Genomic DNA, 16,437 nt, shown 5'->3' with positions numbered 1-16,437 from the left:
TGCGGGACATGACGAGCGTGGCGGGTTGGGCGGCGGCGTCGACACCGGGCGCGTTCCCGGCGCTGCCCCGCGCGGTGGCGCAGTCCTTCTACCGGCGGATGCGGGCCGTCGCACCGGCCGCCGTCGGCGCCATCGAACGGGACCGGGCGGCCGACCCCGATCAGGCCTTCTCCGACACCGCCTGCGGCCGGTTGGTCGGCTCACTCGACGACGCGGGCCTGCGGGCACTCGGGATGTGGACCCATCACTGGTGCATGCGCTTCTACGACGACGACACCCGCGTCGGCCGGCGGTTGGTGCGCGAGATCGCCGCGCGGGCCGGGTTGGGCTGGACGGCCGACGAGGTGCGCTGGATGCTGCGCGAGTCGTTCTCGGCAGGCCCGGCCGCCGCCGACCGGTTCACCCTGCCCCGCGCGGCCGCGGCGCAACTGCCCCCGGCCGACCGGCCGCCCGAGGCCCACTGGCCCGAGGTCGAGGTGCCCCGCCAGCGCCGCGGCCGGCACGCGGGCGGGTGACCGGCCGCCTCGTGGCTGCGGCAGGATGGACGCCGCACCGCCCCGACGGAAGGACGCCCCCGATGCCCGCCAGCGAACCGACCATCATCGCCACCAGCATGGGCTTCTCCCGGGGCGACCGAGGGCCGTACGACATGCGCCCCAGCCCGGTCTTCGAGCTGGCGGCGGAGCTCGCCGAGGCTGGTCCGCAGCCACGCATCTGCTACCTCGGGCAGGCCGTCGGTGACCAGCCCACCTCGCTGACCGCCGTCTACGGCGCGTTCGCCGACACCCGGTTCCGGCTGTCGCACCTCGCCCTCTTCCCCATGCCGAACGTCGAGGACGTCCGCGCCCACCTGCTCGCCCAGGACGTGATCTGGGTCGGTGGCGGCAGCGTGGCCAACCTGGTCGCCGTCTGGCGGGTGCACGGGCTCGACGACATCCTGCACGAGTGCTGGCAGGCCGGTGTGGTGCTGGCCGGTGTCTCCGCCGGCTCGATCTGCTGGCACGTCGGTGGTGCCACCGACAGCTTCGGCCCCCGACTGCGCGGCTTCACCGAGGGGTTGGCCTGGTTGCCGTACGGCAACGGGGTGCACTACGACAGCGAGGGCCAGCGCCGCCCGCTGATGCACGAGCTGGTGGGCAGCGGGACGCTCCCGACCAGCCACTGCACGGACGACGGGGTCGGTCTGGTCTACCGGGGCATCCGCCTGGTCGAGGCAATCGCGGACCGTGAGGGCGTCTCGGCGTACGAGGTCAGCCGTGGCGCGGACGGCAGCGCCCGCGAGGCGGTCATCGCCCCACGCCTGCTCGGCTGACGACCGGTCAGCGCCACCCCTCGCCGGGGCCGTGCCGCCGGAAACCGAGCCGCCTGGACCGGCCCGGTCGGCACCCGCGTAAGCTGGCCGGTCGTGAGTCTTTCCATCGGCATCGTCGGCCTGCCCAACGTCGGCAAGAGCACGCTTTTCAACGCGTTGACCAAGAACGACGTGCTGGCGGCGAACTACCCGTTCGCCACCATCGAGCCCAACGTCGGTGTGGTCGGGCTGCCCGACGAGCGGCTGGGCAAGCTGGCCGAGATCTTCTCCTCGCAGAAGGTGCTGCCGGCCCCGGTGTCGTTCGTCGACATCGCCGGCCTGGTCCGCGGCGCCTCCAAGGGGCAGGGCCGGGGCAACGCCTTCCTGGCCAACATCCGGGACGCTTCGGCGATCTGCCAGGTCGTGCGGGCCTTCTCCGACCCGAACGTGGTGCACGTCGACGGCAAGATCTCCCCGGCCGACGACATCGAGACGATCAACACCGAGCTGATCCTCGCCGACCTGCAGACCCTGGACAAGGCGCTGCCCCGGTTGGAGAAGGAAGCCAAGCTCCGCAAGGACCGGGCCGCCGCGGTCGCCGCCGCGAAGGCCGCGATCGAGGTGCTCGACGGCGGCACCACCCTCTACTCCGGGGCCGCCGCCGCCAAGATCGAGCTGGAGCACCTGCGCGAGCTGCACCTGCTCACCACCAAGCCCTTCCTGTACGTCTTCAACGTCGACGAGGCCGAACTGGCCAACGAGTCGTTCCTCGACGAGCTGCGCGCCCTGGTCGCCCCCGCCGAGGCCGTCTTCATGGACGCCAAGATCGAATCTGAGCTGGTGGACCTGCCCGAGGATGAGGCCCGCGAGCTGCTGGAGTCGATCGGGCAGAACGAGCCCGGCCTCAACCAGCTCGTCCGGGTCGGCTTCCGCACGCTCGGCCTCCAGACGTACCTCACGGCCGGCCCCAAGGAAGCGCGCGCCTGGACCGTCCCGGTCGGCGCCACCGCGCCGGAGGCCGCGGGTGTCATCCACAGCGACTTCCAGCGCGGCTTCATCAAGGCCGAGGTCGTCTCGTACAACGACCTGGTTGAGTACGGTTCCATGGCGGCGGCCAAGGCTGCGGGCAAGGTCCGCATCGAGGGCAAGGAGTACGTCATGCAGGACGGCGACGTGGTGGAGTTCCGCTTCAACGTCTGAATCCGACCCCGTTGCCGCAGGCCAGGGGGTTGGTGCCTCGCCCTGGGGCACACCGGGGGCACAACCTCACGCCTCGTCGACGGCCCGGCGGTGCGCTCCTCCGAGTCCGGCATCAGGTGACCGTAGGCCGACGGGACTAGCGTCGCGTTCTCGTGCCCAGCCGTTCGGCCACGGTGATGACCGACTCGCCCTGCATCAGCAGGACCGAGGCGTAGTGGTGGCGTAGGTCGTGGCTCGTGATGTTCTCCGGCAGGCCCGCCTTTCGCACGGCCGCACCAATAGATGAGCGTGCCGTAGTAGTCGTGCCGGTAGGGGCCGGCGAAGCGGGTCGTGAACAAGGAGCCGTCATCAGCCGGCTGTTAGAGGGTGGCGCGAGTGGCTGGTCATCCAGTTCGACGCCGGTAACAACCTGATCTGGCAGGCACTCGTCAGACGGCTAGCTACTCCTGAGGAGTAGTGGCCGCTCCTGCCGCTTGATGACGTTCAGAACCGTGCTGCAAGCGACGCCTTGTTCAGGCTGTTGGATCGCTTCCTGGCGGAGCGCGAAAGCAGCGGAGGAACTTCGGCGATCAAGGCCGCTCACCAGACGTGGATGGAGCGCCAGAGCTGGTACCAGCCCGAGGGATCGGCATGAACGAGGCACGACGATCATGTCAAGCGTCTGCTGGGACGCGACTGTCAAGTATGTGCCGCCTGGCACACTCCGTACAACGTCCACCACGGACACGCCGGCACCGTCCACGCGGTCCGCGCCGAGGTCCTGACCGCGGCCTACCAGCGACACCCCGAACCAGCAGTCCTGCCCGCAGCGGTGACACCTTCCGTAGTCGGATCCCGAGATCTACCGTTCGGTGAAAGTCGCCATCGACATGCCCGCCGAGATCGGGCCAGGTCTGGGACGCCAGCTGGTCGACACGGTGCAGGGGTTCGAGGGACCCGATCTACGCTTCCGCCGTCAGTCCGAGGTCCGGATCTGCTCCAGGCGCGTCAGAGGCTCCTGGAGGTACTCGATGAGCTCCCGCAGCGCGTCCTTCTCCGCCGTGGTGATCACAACGCCCTCCTCCCACACGGCGCCGACGAGCGTCGTGATCGCGTGGTCCCAGGCGCCGGCGCCTCTGGCCCTCAGGACCATCGACCGGTACTTCGGGCTGATCTTGGGTGCGACCTGGTCGATGATCCGAGGGCTGAGCCGGATGTAATCGTTGACTTCCATGGGTCTCCCGTGGGTGCGGTGGTTAGGCCGGCGGGTTGGTTCTGACGCCCTCGCCGCTGATGGGGTGGCCGCCGGAGATGCTGCCGTCCTTGTCCAGGATAACGACGCAGGTGATGCCGTCGCGGGTGCCGGTGACTACCCAGCCGTCGCCGCCGGGACGCGCCTCAGGGCGGCTGTCGGGGTTGGCGGCGATGCTCTTGAACCAGCCCTCGACCTGCTCCTTGGTGGTGCCGGGCGGGAAGAGCGTCTTGTTGGGCTCGGTGGACGAGGGCTTGTGGTCGCCATTACCCCTCCCGTCGCCGTCCCAGATCTTGTCCATCGCCCCGTCGCCCATCTGACCGAAGCGGCGCATGTCGAACCTGGCGTCGGCGAACTCGGGGTCGTCCCAGGGGTTGGTCCTCTTGGGCGCCTCGGGCTCGGATGTGTCGGCGTCCTTCGGGCGGCCCTCCCGGACGCGATCGAGGCCGTGCTGCTGGGCTGCTCCCACGCGCTTGGGCATCATTGCCGGGTTGAACTTTTTAGGCTTTGGGCCATCGTCGCCACCGCCGTGCGGTGGGGTGGGGCCTGAGGGGTGCTTGTGGAGGCCCGCCACAGCGAACAGGACCACCAGGACGGCGGTGGTCCGCAGAGCCGCCATGAGTTGTCGCATCGAGGGCCGCCTAGACGTCGAGGAGTGCGCGGAGGGCGGAGAGGCTGGCGATCAGGCCCATCAGCCAGCCGAAGATGCGGCCGGTCCAGCGGACGACGGCGATTGCGAGCTGGGAGGCGACCAGCGGTGTGGCGAAGCCGAGAGAGAAGACCACCTCGGCCAGCCACACCACGACCTTGGCGATGCAGTCGGCGATGAAGGCGCGCACGACCTCCCGCACCGTCTGCACCAGGACCCCCGCGCCACGGGTCGCGGCACCCATGCCGGCGGCCGTGCCCGCGAAGATCCCGGCGACGTCGATGTTGATGGTCAGGATGTCGCGGTAGGCGTCGGCGGCCGCGCCCTGCCATCCGTCGAGGTCGCCGACCAGCCGCGCCTTGAGGTCCTCGGCGATGGAGAACAACTCACTGGCCATGTTGTCCCAGGTCAAGGCGTGCGTCTCGATGGTCTCGGGGTCGCCGGCCAGCCAGTCGAGTGCCTGCTTCAGTGGCTCGACCTGCTCGATGGCCCACTCGATGCCCATCGACAGGAGCGTGCCGAACGGGTCGATGACGATGGACGCCCCGTCGAGAGCGGCGCCCAAGCCCGCGACTGAGCCGTCGATCCAGCTGCCGGACTCGATGGCGTCCTTGATGCCCATGTAGTCGTCGGCCAGCGGCAGGCCGGTCCAGCCGTCGCGGTGCGCGGCGCTTGTCGAAGCGATGTCGGAGGTCGTGGCGACCAGTGGGTTGCTCATGAGAGGGCGCCGGGCCGGCTCAGGTCGCGGAGTGGAAGGAGTTGAAGCCGTCGGTGTTCGACTCCTCGGCCCGCTCGTAGGCGTCGGCGTTTTTCTTGATTCCCGCGGCGAGCAGCGCGATGTTCTCGGCGAGCATCCCCACACCCTTGTCCTGGTCCCGGTGGCGTCCCTCCAGGATGGGCGGTAAGAACTGGCAGAGCTGCCCGTACGCATCATCGGCCTGGAAAATGGTGCCGCTCGCGGCCATGACGGCGGCAAAGCGGTCGTGAATGGCCGACATGGCCGTGGCGTGCGCGCGCAGCGCCTCGACGTCGACCTCGAACCCCCCGTGCATCAGTAACGCCCCTCTTCGTCCTCGGTGTCGGCGGTCCGGAATCCGGCCAGCAGGGCCCGGCCGGTCGCCGAGTCGGCGCCGACCGTCTCCCGCACGACCTCGGCGGCGGCCTCGGCGAGCTTGACCCGCGCATTGCGATAGGCGCCCATGATCGCCTGCTGCGTCTGCTCCAGGCTCACGCGCTGCACCCGCGCGGAGAGCCGGACGTCGGCCATCGCCCCCGTGGAGTCGACGGTGACCTCGACGATCCCGTGGGCGTCGCTGGCCGTGACCCGCAGCGCGAGCAAGCCGGCACTGGCGGCCTGCGTGTCGGCGGCCCGGCGCACGGCATTGGCCTGCCATGCCTCCAGGCGTTCCCGCGCATCCTCGGCGTCCAACAGCGGATTGACCATCGCGCCTCCGTTTCCGTTGCCGAGCAGGGGATTTAGAGGCGTCAGTGTAGCCGCGGCCCGCCAAACCAAGATTGCCGAGCGAATGCGGCATGATCTGGTCAATCTGGATCTCGGCGACGTGGGTGCTGATGATCGCCTTCTCCGGGCCTGCTCGACCTGGCGGCGGTGTTCGGCCCAGGGAGCACCCACCAATGTGGCCGGTCGAGTCGTTGCGCGAACCGTCGGGGTGTGGTGTCGTCCGCGTTCAGTTCTGGCCAGGACTCGCGGTGGCCAGGCCGGCCGCCTTGGCAGCGTCGAGCAGACGCCGGTCGTAAGCGACGAAGGCAACTAATTCCGCTCCGGACTCGTTGGTAAGAACCTGCGCGGTCGCCAGATGAATGGCGTCGAGACTGCGCAGTGTCGGCTCGGGGGCGTTGAACGCTTGACCGACCACCAGCGGGCCGTCCTCACGGACATGTTCGGCTGTCCCGTCCTGACTGGCGAGGACCTCCGATAGGTCACGGACGGACGGCCTTCTCGCCATGGACGACTGCGTACTCCGCGGCGAGCCAGGGCCCGAGGCCGTCGATGAGTTCGCGGAGCACACTCGGAACCGGCGAGGGCGTGCGGCCGATAACGGCAGCTCTACGCATCTGCTCCGCGCGTTCCGGATAGTGCAGCCCGAACGCCTCAGCGGACTGGGTGAGGTCGCTCGTCCAGCCTCCCCACCGCGGCATGATCAGCGTGGACCCCGTCCTGACGATGCGCCGCGCGACGACCCGGCTGAGGGTCTTCCGTTGCTGGTCGGTGTTCGCTTCGACGGCCTGACGGCGCCACCCGGGAAGCGCAAGGGACAGGTCGCCGTTCGTCTCGCGGGCGAGCAGGGGAGTGGGCCGGTAGCGGGGGAGTTGGTCGGCGAGGTCGTCGCCGCCCAGCAGGGGGGTGCACAGGCAGGCGACGAAGAAGCCAAGGTCGTGCCGCTCAAGCTCGCTGAGCAACGTACGTGCACTGAACAGCAGGATGCCCACGCCGTCGATCTGCGGAAAGGACCGGTCGAGGTCTTGCTCGACCCTGGTGGCAGCCGCCCGGTCGGCCTCGGTTGGTTCGGTGCGCAGGGCGAGAAGCAGGTCGAGGTCGGATACGCCGAGGATGGCGGTGCCGCGCGGGATGCTGCCGTAGATGTAGGCGCTGTGCAGCCGACCACCGTCGAACGATTCGGCTATCCGAGCGCGTGCCGCGTCGACTACACCGGCGAAGGCGGCCGGTACCCGGCTCAGTGCACCCTCGCGCGCAATCCAGCCCTCGACGTCCAGTCCTCTTCCGGCCATGGGGACACTCTGCCGGAGCCACCGGTCCTGCCGCTCGGCCCAGGCGCCCCAGCTCGTTGCCGCTGGGGTCGGTGAAGTGGAACCGCCGGCCACCGGGGAACTCGTACGGCCCGTTCACCACCTGGCCGCCGGTCTGGTCACGAGCGGGGCTCTCGACTACGTCTACGATAATTTCCCGCAGGACGCCAGGGACGGTATCGAGAACGGCGCCTCGGCGGCGGGGAATGCCATCTCCGACGCAGGCGGAGCGATAGCCGACGGCGCCAAGGACACATGGAACTTCCTTTTCTCACGGAAGTCGACGAATGCAGGCAGATCAGGATCCGGTCCGTGGGCACGGTGGCGCTCCGGCGCTGCCGGTGCTCACGGGCTGGGCCGGGCGACAGATGTCCGTACTCTTCACTGCTTCGATGGTCGGACTGGCCGTGGTCGCCCTGGGTATGGCGGCCGGCGTGGTGTCCGCGGCCCGGTCCGATGACGGCAGCTCGGTCGTGCTGCTGGCGTTCGGCGCCGTCTTCCTGGCCCTCGTGATCGGGTTCTCGGTCCAGTCCCGCCGCCCGCGCTCCGGCCGTGGGCGCCGACCCACGCTGGTCGACGTCCCGCAGGGCGGGCGCGGGGTGCGGTACGGCTACGCGGCCGTGCCGTATGTCTTGCTCGGTGGGCTGCTGGTGCTGGCTGCGCTGGTTACCGGGGTGGTGGCGGTGACTGCGATGTTCGCCGGGGTCGTCGGCGTGCTGCTCGGGGTGGGCTTCGCGATCCTCGCGGTGCTGGTGGGCTGGCTCCTGGTGACCATGCTCCGGCTGGCGCCGGGAGAGCTGGTGTTGTCGCCGGCCGGCATCCAGCACCGCGCCCTGGTCCACACCCAGTTCGTGCCGTGGCGGGACGTCTACCAGGTCTCCGCCGAGAGGGTGAACACCCCGCTGCTGGTGGTCAAGGCGAACATGTCCGACGACACCCGGATGCGGCGCTACACGGGCCGCTTCGGCACGCTGGAGTCCCGGCTGCTGCCGTTCGTGGCGGTCCGACCGTACTGGCTGGCCGGCGATCCGGTGGTGGTCTACCACGCGTTGGCCTTCTACCACTCCCGCCCCGACCTTCAGCCGGAGCTGGGCACGGAGGCCGCCCTCGATCGGATCGCGGCGGGACGGGCGGTCGCCTCCCGATGAGGCGCGGCCGCTTGGCTAACACCAGGGGGCACAGGACCCATGAAAACGTCGTCAACCAGCGAACAAATGGGGTCCCCGGTCGGATGGTCCCGCTCTGTTGAGCCTGATGCCTGTGAGTCATATTGATGACTCACAGGCATCGCGCTTGCCGCAGCGGCCGCTCGCGGACGGCATCCGGCGTTGGTGCCGCCGTGGAGTCAGTGCCTTCCTCGGGGCATGCTGCGGCGTCAGGGGCGGGCGGCCTTCAAGCCATGCACGGCGGTGTACTCCGCTGCGAGCCACGGCCCCAGGTCGTCGATGAGTTGGCGTAGGACAGCCGGATCCGCCGACGGTGCACGGCCGATCCTGGCAGCCCCGAGCATCTGCTCGGCACGTGCCGGGTAGTAGATGCCGAACTCCTCGGCGGACTCGGTGAGGTCACTCGTCCAGCCTCCCCAACGAGGCATGACCAGCGTGAATCCGGTCCTGACGATGCGACGAGCGACGAGCCTGCTGAGGCCCCTACGTTGGTTGTCAGTGGTCGTCCTGGCCGCCTGCCTGCCCCATTCCGGAAGCGCCGATGACAGGTCGCCGTTCGTTTCCCGGGCGAGCAGAGCAGTGGGCCGGTAACGGGGAAGTTGCTTGGCGACGTCGTCGCCGAGCAGTGGAGTGCACAGGCAGGCGACGAAGAAGCCGAGATCGTGGCGTTCAAGCTCGCTGAGCAGGGTGCGTGTGCTGAACAGCAGGATCCCCACGCCGTCGATCTGGTCGAAGGACTGGTCGAGGGATTGTTCGATCTTCGCCGCATCCAGCCGGTCGGTCTCGGTCGGCTCGGCGTGCAGGGCGAGCAGCAGGTCGAGATCGGAGATCCCGGGCCTGGCGGTGCCGCGCGGGATGCTGCCGTAGACGTAGGCGCTGTGCAGCTGACCGTCGCCGAAACGCCTGGCTATCCGATCGCGTGCGGCGTCGACAACATCGGCGAATGCGCCGGGAACCCGACTCAGGGCCCCTTCACGGGCAATCGATCCGTCGACGCGCAGTCCTCTTCCGGTCACACGACCACTCTGCCGGAGCTTGCGATCTCCGCGAACCGGTTAACGGGCGTCGAGTGGTACGGAGATGGCGTCCCGGATCATGGCCACAGCTCGCTCGACCTCCCGCCCTGTGGCGGAGGAGTCGTCCTGTTCGGACTCGTGCACGAATGCGGTGACGCCACGGCGGCTGCCGCAGTAGTCCACGATCCCGTGTTCGATCTGCGTCCGCAGCGCCTGCCCGTACCCGTGGCGCTCGTAGAGCCCCGCGTCGTCACCGGCGATGGGGAGCAGGTGGGTGGTGAGCCGTTGCAGCCTCGGTTGGATGCCGGTGGAGGGGGCGTAGTCGAAGGCCCAGCCGTTGATGAAGACACGGTCGATCCAACCCTTGAGCAGGGCCGGCATCGACCACCAGTAGACCGGGAAGACCAGCACGAGGTCGGTGGCGTGGTCGAGGCGCTGCTGTTCGCGGCGCACGTCGGGCGGGGGCTCGCCACGCTGCTGGTATGCCCGACGGTCGGCCACACCGAACCTCGGGTCGAAGTCCTCGTCCGCCAGGTCGGCGATCTCGACCGAGCCCGGGCGAAGCGCTGCCGCGAGCTGCCGAACCGTGTGGTGCGTGAGGGACCCGGGCTCCGGGTGCACGGCTACCAGCAGGGTGTGCACGGGTGCGCGTCCCTACCGCTCGGCCCAGACGCCCAGCTCGTTGCCACTGGGGTCGGTGAAGTGGAACCGGCGGCCACCGGGGAACTCGTACGGCCCGTTCACCACCTGCCCGCCGGCCTCCTTCACGGCCTGGACGGAGCGGTCGAGGTCGGCCGAGTAGAGCAGCACCAGCGGGCCGCCCGCCTGGACGGCCTGATCCTCGCGGAGACCGCCGACCTCCGCCGCGGAGTCGCCGTGCGGGCTGCGGATGCCGGCGTACGCCGGCCCGTAGTCGTTGAACTCCCAGCCGAACGCGTCGGCGTAGAAGCGCTTGGCCTCGGCGAGGTTGGTCACCGTGAACTCGACGTAGTCGATGGCGTGGTGCCGGTGCGGCGATGGCTCAGACATGCACGGCATTCTGCTCCCCGGGTACGACGCGACCGCAACATGCAACTAAAGGTTGCGCTAGAGCGTGGGACTGTCGTAGGTTGAGTGCAACCAAAGGTTGCGAAAGGTTGAGGCTCATGGAGCAGGGAACCATCGAACGCGACATCCACGTCGACGCGTCACCCGAGGTGGTCTTCGAGGTGGTCAGTCAGCCCGAGCACATGCGGGAGTGGTGGCCCGACGACGCGCGGTTCGAGTCGGTCGCGGGCGCGCCCGGCGAGCTGGTGTGGCGCGACGCTGACACCGGTGAGACGAAGACCGTCGCGCTCGCGGTCGTCGAGGTCGACCCGCCGAAGCGATTCTCCTTCCGGTGGTGCTTCACCGAGCCGGAGCGGAGCGGGCAGGCGCTCTTCGTCACCTTCGACCTGGTGCCCAGCGGTGCGGGGACCTTGGTCCGGATGACCGAGACCGGGTTCCGCGAGCTGGGTTGGGAGGTCGCTGTCCTGGAAGAGCAGTACCGCGACCATGAGAACGGTTGGGACCACTACATGCCCAGGCTGGGCGCGTACGTTGCCCGGCTGGTCGCGACCCCGTGAGCACTGTGGTCGACGACGAGTTGTGGTCGGCGATCGGCGACCCGATTCGGCGTACGATGATCGATCTTCTTCTCGCTGACGGGCCGGGCACGGCCACTTCGTTGAGCAGGCGGCTACCCGTCACCCGCCAGGCCGTCTCGAAGCACCTGGCCGTCCTGGACCGGGTCGGGCTGATCCACGCCGAGTCGGCCGGTCGCGAGCGTCACTACCAGGTCGACGAGGCACAGCTCGCCCGCGCCGTCGCGCAGCTGTCGGCTGTGGGCTCCACCTGGGACGTCCGACTCCGCCGGATCAAGCGGATCGCCGAGGCGATCGAACGCACCCGCACCAACGACGAAGGAGAATGAGAATGGTCGACATCCTGCACCGGGTCGGCGTCGTCGCACCGCTCGACGACGTCTACCGAGCGGTGGCAACGCCGGAGGGCCTCGCCGCCTGGTGGACCACCGACACGGTGGGCAAGAGCGAAGTCGGTGGAAAGCTGGCCTTCCGGTTCGGCGATGCCGGCGGCTTCGACATGGAGGTCCTGGAGCTGAACCCCGCCGGGCGGGTGCGGTGGCGCGTCGTCGACGGCCCCGAGGAGTGGGTCGGCACCGAGGTCGACTGGCGTCTCGACCAGCGCGGCGAGTACACGATCGTCCAGTTCGCGCACCAGGGCTGGCGCGAGCCGGTCGAGTTCATGCACCACTGCAGCACCAAGTGGGCGCTGTTCCTGATGAGCCTCAAGGAGCAGGTCGAGACCGGCCACGGCCGACCGGCCCCGGACGACGTCCGGATCAGCGACTGGCACTGACCTCGGTGACGGCTGCATCGCCGGGCAATCGCGAGCTCCGCCTGGGGATAGCGATTGCCCCGGCGATCAGGCCGAGGGCCACGATCGCCACGGCGCAGACCAGCAGCGTCGGTCGGGGGCCGATGGCACCCACCAGCGGCCCGCCCAGCATGGTGCCCAGCGGCACCGCCAGCACGAGGATGGCACCGTTCGCGGCGAGCACCGCGGGCAGCTGGGCGGTCGACGTGCTGCGCTGGAACAGCGCCATCGACGTGGACATGTACGGCGCCCAGATGAAGCCCGCCAGGGCGAACGCCGGCAACGACACACCGACCGGTGCGCCCAGGCCGAGCGGCAGCATGGCGACGCCGAACGCGACGACGATGCCGATGGTGGTGGCTCGCAGTGGCCAGCGGCGGAGGTAACCGGCGACCAGACCTCCAGTGAGGCCGCCGACGCCGAACGCGGTGTAGTAGGCCCCGAGCAGCATCGCGGTGGCGTGCAGGTCGTCGGTGATGTGGATCGGCATCGCCACGTACACCGGTCCGAAGAGGAAGAAGAACCCGAGGCTCAGCACGAGCAGGCCCAGCAGGGCCGGGTTCTGGCGGATGACAGCGAAGCCGGCCGTTCGCGAAGCGCCGCTCTCGGACCGTGCGGGTCCGTCGTTGGCGGGAAGGGCGAGACGGTACGTGAGGGCCAGCGCGGCGAAGGTGGCGGCGTCGATGGCGATGACCCAGACCGGCCCCACCCAGCCGATCAGGATGCCCGCCAGTGGCGGGCCGACGATGGTGGCGAACCCTCCGATGGTGCTGAGCACGGCATTGGCCGGCAGATGGTGCCGCTGCGGCAGCAGTTCGGCGATCAGGGTGAACCGGCCGGCGGAGCCCCACGAGTGCAGCAGCGCCGACGCGGCCAGCAGGGCCACGTACAGCCCGATGGTGAGGACGCCGGCGAGGTGGGCGAGAGGGATCGCCGCGAGGGCGGAGGCCCGCAGGATCGCGTCCCACCCGGCGAGCTGCGCGCCACCGCGCCCACGCAGCAACCGCCCGAAGACGACCGTCCCGGCCGCGCTGGGCACTGTGTACGCCGCCATGGCCACCGCGATCCAGAGGCCGCGCTGACCGTGCGGGGCGAGTTGGATGGCGAGCCACGGCACCGCGACCACCGCCATGCCGTCGCCCAACGCGGACACGGCTAGCCCGGGCAGGACGCGCCGGAGTTGTGGGTGACTGACCACCGGCCAGTACGGCGAGGAGCGTGGGAAACGGGCGGCGTCTGTTGGCATGCTGCCAGCTCACCCGGCGCGGGCCCGACGATTCAAGAAAGGCTGCCGGCAGCAGAATCAGCCGAGCGCGAAACGTGCGAACTACCGGTCCGGGTGGGTGTCCTCGGCGCGAGGCTGGCCCGGGCGCTCGTCTGCAACGGGTGCGGTGTCGCCGCCGAGCAGTACCGCTCGTAATCGGTTGTTCTCGCGCCCGGCGCGGCGAGCGGGGCCGATACCGGCGATCATGCCGCAGATGTAGCCGAGCGGCACCAGCACCCGGCCGAGAGTTGCGGCCGTGCCGTTCACGTCGTCCCGCAGGACGTAGCCGACGATCAGCAGGCCGAGCGCCAGCGTCAGGACGGCCAGATCGGCTCGTTTGAACATCATGGGCAGTCGCTTCCGCTGGCGGAGATCGACCCCGTCCCCTCGGTGGCGGGGCGTCGTGCCCACAGTGACACATCCACGCCCGTGATCCGTCTGACCTTTCGGCGGAGGGAGATCGACTCGGGTTCCTTGAAATCGGGGTTTCGTCGTGGCGATGACACCCCGACTTTCCGGAACCCGAGTCGATCACACCGTTACTCCGCCCGGTAGACGGAGATGTGCGACGGGCTGTCGGCGTGGAACGGTCGCCGCTGCCAGTCGGCGTACCTTTCGGTGAGCCGGAGCCCCGCCTGCTGCGCCATCTCGTCGATCTGGTGTGGCCAGGCATACCGCATGGCGAACGGCTTCAAGTGCGCACCCTCGGCGTCGAAGGTGATGGTCTGCCGGATGAACCGCTGCGCCGGCCGGTCGTATTTGTGCAGCCGGATCGTCGCGGAGTCCTCGGTCACGGACCGCACCTGCACCTGCTCGTCCGAGTCGAAGTCGCGCGGGTCGGGCACGAACGTCTCGATGACGAACGCGCCGCCGGGCGACAGCACGCGGGCGACGTTGCGGAAGCAGTCCGCCTGCCGCTCGGCGTCCACGAGGTTGAACAGCGTGTTGAAGACCAGGTACGCGAGCCGGAACTCACCCTTCACCGGCACGTCCGCCATGTCGGCGATGACGACCGGGATCTGGTCGCCGCCGGGCTTGGCCCGCAACTGCGCCACCATCTCCTCGGACGCCTCGACACCGTGCACGGTGAGACCGCGCTCGGCCAGCGGAAGTGCGACCCGGCCGGTGCCGATCGCCAGTTCGAGAACCGGCCCCCCGTCGGCCAGATCGGCCAGGAAGTCCACCGCTGGCGCCGGGTCGGGGTTGCCGGGGCCGTCATAGTCGGCGGCCCAGAGCCGGCCGAAGAGGCCGGGATCGTCGAAGACCGACATCAGCGGCCTCCGGGGTTGGGTTCAGTGGCGCTCAGCGCCAGGGGAGCGGTAGTGCTCACGAAGTCTCGATTCCTCAGGTCGGATGACGGTGGGTTCGTGGGACCTCGTCGTGTCTGGCATGGTGGCTGCTCCCTTCGCACGACTGTCGACCGAGGACACCAGAGACGCCGCAGGCCCGGCAAGGCAATTACGCCAGCCGGGCCCAGGACGGGACGTGCGGTCAGGAGATGTGGTGCAGGATCACGTTGTGCACGTGGTGGCTCTTCTGCGCGCCACGGAACTCCACCTCGTAGGTGTGCGTGCCGACGTGGATCGCGATCGCTCCGGTGGAGAAGAACGAGCCACCCCAGGACTTGTTGCTGACCACACTCACGCTGGTGATCTTCGAGTACGGGATGCTGGTGATCGCGAACCGCTTCCCGACGAAGGAACGGTCCTGGATGATCACCCGGCGGTCGGTCAGCCCGATGAACCCGGTGCCGGTGCCGACCGCGTCGTAGACGGCGATGATCTGCTCACCCTCGAGAAGGCCACTCTCGATCTGCTGGACCTGCTCTTTGCGGTCGTACGCGATGTTCGCCATGCGATCCAGGCTAGAAAACCGGTGCCAACGTGCCGGCGTTCGCGTCGGTCGCGGCGCGGACGAACTCGCGTACCCGGGTGGTGGTGTTGCTGGGCAGCCAGACCGGCCCTCGTTCGATCGGTGGCGCGTCGTGGATGGGCACGTACGCCACGTCGGGGCGGGGGTAGTAGCGCCTCGTGTGCTCACCCACCGGCAGGACGCCCCGGCCCAGTGCGACCAGGGACAGCATCTCGGAGAAGGTGTTCCCGGCGGGTCCCTTCGGCACCGGCCGGCCAGCCGGGGTGCGCTCCGGGGTGCGGTCCCGTTTGAACTCCACCGAGGTCACTGCCGGGTACTGCACCACCGGGTGGTCGCTGGTCTTCCAGGACGGCTTCGTCTCGTCGCCGCGGCGGTTCACGCGGCGGACGTCGTGCTGGCCGGCGTGCTCGACGTGGTCGTTGGCGCGGTTCTGCGTGGGGGTGGTCATGTCAGCTCCTCAAAAGCACTGTTTGAGTAGTTCGTTCCGTCCCGAGAGCTTTGTCAACTCCCGCGCAGAACTGGTACCCCAGTGCTTTCAGGAAAACCTCAGACTTACCAACCAGTAGAAGCTCAGGCCTCGGTGACCGCCCGGTACGCGTCCTCGATGCGGGCGGCCAACAGGACCTCGCCCTCGGTCAGCGGCTCACCGTTGCCGTGCCCGACCCGGATCTGGGTGCTGTCGGACTGGCGGCTGATCTCCGGGCGGAGGTGCAGCGCATCCGCGACCACCTTGACCCGTTCAGTTAGTGCCGCGTGTTGGGTATCGTCGATCGCGAGCGTCCGTCGGATCTGCTCCCCCTCGCGTGTCCAACCAGACAGCAAGGTCAACGCGTCGGCAAGGTAGTCGTGCTTGGCCCTGCTGTTGAACAGCACGCGCATCACCGCACCCCCCAAGCGCCGTTGCCGGCTTGTGGCCAAATCGTCGCCATCCCGTGTCTTGTCGGTGTCCTCTAGTCTCTCGCCGCGCGGAAGGGGTGTCCACGCCCACACTTCCGTGTTCTGTTGGCCTAGCGGACGGCTACGGTACCCAAACCGCCGATTGATCTGGCACCCTGGACGCCCGTGCGGACCGAACGGGCGAATGGTGGCGGGCAGGTCGAACGACGGGACCTGAAGGTGATCGTCGGCGCGGCGATAATCCGGGACGGGCGGGTGCTCGCCTGCGCGCGTTCCGCCCCACCCGAAGTGGCAGGAATGTGGGAGTTTCCGGGCGGAAAGGTCGAGCCGGGCGAGGCGGAGATCGACGCGCTGACCCGGGAGTGCGTCGAGGAGCTGGCCGTACGCGTCGAGATCGGCGACCGGGTCGGCCGTGACGTACGGATGGCGCACGGCCGTTCGGTGCTCAAGGTGTACGCGGCCCGCCTGCTCGACGGCGAGGAGCCCCAGGCGTTGGAACACGAGGCGCTGCGCTGGCTCACGGCCGACGAGCTGGACTCGGTCACCTGGCTCCCCGCCGACGCCCCCATCGTCGCCGCCCTCCGCCCCCTGCTGCGTCCCTCCAGCCCTCGTTGATCATGAAGTTATTGCCGCGACACGCCGAGTGAGCTGGCAATAACTTCATGAT

Annotated in this window: 24 protein-coding genes and 1 pseudogene; 8 read left to right on the top strand and 17 right to left on the bottom strand. The window is 69.2% G+C overall.

Translation table 11 applies throughout. The annotated features are described in order from the left end of the window. Positions 1–8: 8 nt before the first annotated feature. The 3 genes from KBX46_RS29075 to ychF all read left to right on the top strand — a co-directional run bounded on the left by KBX46_RS29075 (position 9) and on the right by ychF (position 2,491). On the top strand, positions 9–515 hold the full coding sequence (locus KBX46_RS29075) for a hypothetical protein (protein WP_231927142.1): 507 nt from the start codon (positions 9–11) through the stop codon (positions 513–515). A gap of 62 nt (positions 516–577) precedes the next feature. After that, the gene (locus tag KBX46_RS29070; protein ID WP_210795139.1) at positions 578–1,312 is read left to right on the top strand and encodes a peptidase E; all 735 of its coding nucleotides are present in this window, start codon (positions 578–580) and stop codon (positions 1,310–1,312) included. Positions 1,313–1,405: 93 nt separating this feature from the next. After that, the gene (gene ychF / locus KBX46_RS29065) at positions 1,406–2,491 is read left to right on the top strand and encodes a redox-regulated ATPase YchF (protein ID WP_088950113.1); all 1,086 of its coding nucleotides are present in this window, start codon (positions 1,406–1,408) and stop codon (positions 2,489–2,491) included. Positions 2,492–2,627: 136 nt separating this feature from the next. On the opposite strand, the gene KBX46_RS32955 is transcribed toward ychF, so the two are convergent. From KBX46_RS32955 to KBX46_RS29030, 8 genes and pseudogenes are all read right to left on the bottom strand, one after another. Continuing rightward, on the bottom strand, positions 2,628–2,759 hold the full coding sequence (locus tag KBX46_RS32955; RefSeq protein WP_256440150.1) for a hypothetical protein: 132 nt from the start codon (positions 2,757–2,759) through the stop codon (positions 2,628–2,630). A gap of 687 nt (positions 2,760–3,446) precedes the next feature. Beyond that, positions 3,447–3,704, bottom strand: coding sequence for a hypothetical protein (locus tag KBX46_RS29060; RefSeq protein ID WP_210795138.1), 258 nt, complete (start codon positions 3,702–3,704; stop codon positions 3,447–3,449). A 22-nt stretch (positions 3,705–3,726) separates the two neighbouring features. Beyond that, positions 3,727–4,341, bottom strand: a complete 615-nt coding sequence (locus KBX46_RS29055; RefSeq protein ID WP_210795136.1) for an EndoU domain-containing protein — start codon at positions 4,339–4,341, stop codon at positions 3,727–3,729. Positions 4,342–4,363: 22 nt separating this feature from the next. Next, positions 4,364–5,089, bottom strand: coding sequence for a WXG100 family type VII secretion target (locus tag KBX46_RS29050; protein ID WP_210795134.1), 726 nt, complete (start codon positions 5,087–5,089; stop codon positions 4,364–4,366). Between the two features lie 19 nt (positions 5,090–5,108). Continuing rightward, positions 5,109–5,423, bottom strand: a complete 315-nt coding sequence (locus KBX46_RS29045; protein WP_196919700.1) for a type VII secretion target — start codon at positions 5,421–5,423, stop codon at positions 5,109–5,111. Next, positions 5,423–5,815, bottom strand: coding sequence for a YbaB/EbfC family nucleoid-associated protein (locus KBX46_RS29040; protein WP_210795132.1), 393 nt, complete (start codon positions 5,813–5,815; stop codon positions 5,423–5,425). The genes KBX46_RS29045 and KBX46_RS29040 overlap by 1 nt, the downstream gene beginning before the upstream one ends. A gap of 244 nt (positions 5,816–6,059) precedes the next feature. Beyond that, positions 6,060–6,248 carry a hypothetical protein gene (locus KBX46_RS29035; protein ID WP_247668363.1) on the bottom strand — a complete coding sequence of 63 codons (189 nt, stop codon included), beginning with the start codon at positions 6,246–6,248 and terminating at the stop codon, positions 6,060–6,062. 923 nt (positions 6,249–7,171) lie between these two features. Then, positions 7,172–7,258: pseudogene (locus tag KBX46_RS29030) on the bottom strand (VOC family protein); the annotation flags it as partial. 169 nt (positions 7,259–7,427) lie between these two features. Between KBX46_RS29030 and KBX46_RS29025 the strand changes: the two are divergent. Continuing rightward, positions 7,428–8,288 carry a hypothetical protein gene (locus tag KBX46_RS29025; protein WP_210795131.1) on the top strand — a complete coding sequence of 287 codons (861 nt, stop codon included), beginning with the start codon at positions 7,428–7,430 and terminating at the stop codon, positions 8,286–8,288. 227 nt (positions 8,289–8,515) lie between these two features. Here KBX46_RS29025 and KBX46_RS29020 read toward each other — a convergent pair whose 3' ends face one another. From KBX46_RS29020 to KBX46_RS29010, 3 genes are read right to left on the bottom strand one after another with little or no spacing between them, the layout of a single operon-like run. Further along, positions 8,516–9,322, bottom strand: coding sequence for a nucleotidyltransferase domain-containing protein (locus KBX46_RS29020; protein WP_210795129.1), 807 nt, complete (start codon positions 9,320–9,322; stop codon positions 8,516–8,518). Positions 9,323–9,361: 39 nt separating this feature from the next. Next, on the bottom strand, positions 9,362–9,964 hold the full coding sequence (locus KBX46_RS29015; protein WP_210795127.1) for an NAD(P)H-dependent oxidoreductase: 603 nt from the start codon (positions 9,962–9,964) through the stop codon (positions 9,362–9,364). 12 nt (positions 9,965–9,976) lie between these two features. Continuing rightward, positions 9,977–10,351, bottom strand: coding sequence for a VOC family protein (locus KBX46_RS29010; protein WP_210795125.1), 375 nt, complete (start codon positions 10,349–10,351; stop codon positions 9,977–9,979). Between the two features lie 116 nt (positions 10,352–10,467). On the opposite strand from KBX46_RS29010, the gene KBX46_RS29005 reads away from it, so the two are divergent. From KBX46_RS29005 to KBX46_RS28995, 3 genes are read left to right on the top strand one after another with little or no spacing between them, the layout of a single operon-like run. Beyond that, the gene (locus KBX46_RS29005) at positions 10,468–10,926 is read left to right on the top strand and encodes an SRPBCC domain-containing protein (protein ID WP_210795123.1); all 459 of its coding nucleotides are present in this window, start codon (positions 10,468–10,470) and stop codon (positions 10,924–10,926) included. Then, positions 10,923–11,273, top strand: coding sequence for a metalloregulator ArsR/SmtB family transcription factor (locus KBX46_RS29000; RefSeq protein ID WP_210795121.1), 351 nt, complete (start codon positions 10,923–10,925; stop codon positions 11,271–11,273). Before KBX46_RS29005 ends, KBX46_RS29000 begins: the two co-directional genes overlap by 4 nt. Positions 11,274–11,275: 2 nt before the next feature. Next, positions 11,276–11,719 (top strand): SRPBCC domain-containing protein, encoded by a 444-nt coding sequence (locus tag KBX46_RS28995; protein ID WP_088950105.1) that lies wholly within the window; start codon positions 11,276–11,278, stop codon positions 11,717–11,719. Here KBX46_RS28995 and KBX46_RS28990 read toward each other — a convergent pair. The 6 genes from KBX46_RS28990 to KBX46_RS28965 all read right to left on the bottom strand — a co-directional run bounded on the left by KBX46_RS28990 (position 11,703) and on the right by KBX46_RS28965 (position 15,752). Beyond that, positions 11,703–12,983 (bottom strand): MFS transporter, encoded by a 1,281-nt coding sequence (locus KBX46_RS28990; protein WP_088950104.1) that lies wholly within the window; start codon positions 12,981–12,983, stop codon positions 11,703–11,705. The two genes, KBX46_RS28995 and KBX46_RS28990, sit on opposite strands and share 17 nt — an antisense overlap. 81 nt (positions 12,984–13,064) lie before the next feature. Continuing rightward, entirely contained in the window at positions 13,065–13,349 is a 285-nt protein-coding gene (locus KBX46_RS28985; protein WP_210795119.1) for a hypothetical protein, read from the bottom strand. Between the two features lie 191 nt (positions 13,350–13,540). Next, a complete protein-coding gene (locus KBX46_RS28980; protein WP_210795117.1) occupies positions 13,541–14,272 on the bottom strand; it encodes a class I SAM-dependent methyltransferase in 732 nt (243 codons plus the stop codon). Between the two features lie 220 nt (positions 14,273–14,492). Continuing rightward, positions 14,493–14,855: a PH domain-containing protein gene (locus tag KBX46_RS28975; protein ID WP_030337500.1), complete on the bottom strand. Its 363-nt coding sequence runs from the start codon at positions 14,853–14,855 to the stop codon at positions 14,493–14,495. A gap of 10 nt (positions 14,856–14,865) precedes the next feature. Continuing rightward, positions 14,866–15,321 (bottom strand): hypothetical protein, encoded by a 456-nt coding sequence (locus tag KBX46_RS28970; protein WP_247668362.1) that lies wholly within the window; start codon positions 15,319–15,321, stop codon positions 14,866–14,868. A 122-nt stretch (positions 15,322–15,443) separates the two neighbouring features. After that, a complete protein-coding gene (locus tag KBX46_RS28965) occupies positions 15,444–15,752 on the bottom strand; it encodes a 4a-hydroxytetrahydrobiopterin dehydratase (protein WP_088952008.1) in 309 nt (102 codons plus the stop codon). 183 nt (positions 15,753–15,935) lie between these two features. On the opposite strand from KBX46_RS28965, the gene KBX46_RS28960 reads away from it, so the two are divergent. Further along, positions 15,936–16,385, top strand: coding sequence for a (deoxy)nucleoside triphosphate pyrophosphohydrolase (locus KBX46_RS28960; protein WP_210795116.1), 450 nt, complete (start codon positions 15,936–15,938; stop codon positions 16,383–16,385). The last annotated feature ends 52 nt before the right edge of the window (positions 16,386–16,437 follow it).

Origin of the sequence: Micromonospora sp. C81, from assembly GCF_018070425.1 — a bacterium.
Lineage (GTDB): Bacteria > Actinomycetota > Actinomycetes > Mycobacteriales > Micromonosporaceae > Micromonospora > Micromonospora zamorensis.
The sequence above is the reverse complement of the archived record's forward strand: the minus strand, read 5'-3'. Positions and strand labels throughout refer to the sequence as shown.

Bases quoted from the DNA above. Each gene is read 5' to 3' on its own strand.
- KBX46_RS29060 (WP_210795138.1), bottom strand. From the start codon at position 3,704: ATGGAAGTCAACGATTACATCCGGCTCAGCCCTCGGATCATCGACCAG.
- KBX46_RS28975 (WP_030337500.1), bottom strand. From the start codon at position 14,855: ATGGCGAACATCGCGTACGACCGCAAAGAGCAGGTCCAGCAGATCGAG.
- KBX46_RS29040 (WP_210795132.1), bottom strand. From the start codon at position 5,815: ATGGTCAATCCGCTGTTGGACGCCGAGGATGCGCGGGAACGCCTGGAG.
- KBX46_RS28995 (WP_088950105.1), top strand. From the start codon at position 11,276: ATGGTCGACATCCTGCACCGGGTCGGCGTCGTCGCACCGCTCGACGAC.
- KBX46_RS28970 (WP_247668362.1), bottom strand. From the start codon at position 15,321: ATGACCACCCCCACGCAGAACCGCGCCAACGACCACGTCGAGCACGCC.
- KBX46_RS28985 (WP_210795119.1), bottom strand. From the start codon at position 13,349: ATGATGTTCAAACGAGCCGATCTGGCCGTCCTGACGCTGGCGCTCGGC.
- KBX46_RS29050 (WP_210795134.1), bottom strand. From the start codon at position 5,089: ATGAGCAACCCACTGGTCGCCACGACCTCCGACATCGCTTCGACAAGC.
- KBX46_RS29025 (WP_210795131.1), top strand. From the start codon at position 7,428: ATGCAGGCAGATCAGGATCCGGTCCGTGGGCACGGTGGCGCTCCGGCG.
- KBX46_RS29055 (WP_210795136.1), bottom strand. From the start codon at position 4,341: ATGGCGGCTCTGCGGACCACCGCCGTCCTGGTGGTCCTGTTCGCTGTG.
- KBX46_RS29045 (WP_196919700.1), bottom strand. From the start codon at position 5,423: ATGCACGGGGGGTTCGAGGTCGACGTCGAGGCGCTGCGCGCGCACGCC.
- KBX46_RS28965 (WP_088952008.1), bottom strand. From the start codon at position 15,752: ATGCGCGTGCTGTTCAACAGCAGGGCCAAGCACGACTACCTTGCCGAC.
- KBX46_RS29070 (WP_210795139.1), top strand. From the start codon at position 578: ATGCCCGCCAGCGAACCGACCATCATCGCCACCAGCATGGGCTTCTCC.
- KBX46_RS29005 (WP_210795123.1), top strand. From the start codon at position 10,468: ATGGAGCAGGGAACCATCGAACGCGACATCCACGTCGACGCGTCACCC.
- KBX46_RS29075 (WP_231927142.1), top strand. From the start codon at position 9: ATGACGAGCGTGGCGGGTTGGGCGGCGGCGTCGACACCGGGCGCGTTC.
- KBX46_RS28980 (WP_210795117.1), bottom strand. From the start codon at position 14,272: ATGTCGGTCTTCGACGATCCCGGCCTCTTCGGCCGGCTCTGGGCCGCC.
- KBX46_RS29010 (WP_210795125.1), bottom strand. From the start codon at position 10,351: ATGTCTGAGCCATCGCCGCACCGGCACCACGCCATCGACTACGTCGAG.
- KBX46_RS28990 (WP_088950104.1), bottom strand. From the start codon at position 12,983: ATGCCAACAGACGCCGCCCGTTTCCCACGCTCCTCGCCGTACTGGCCG.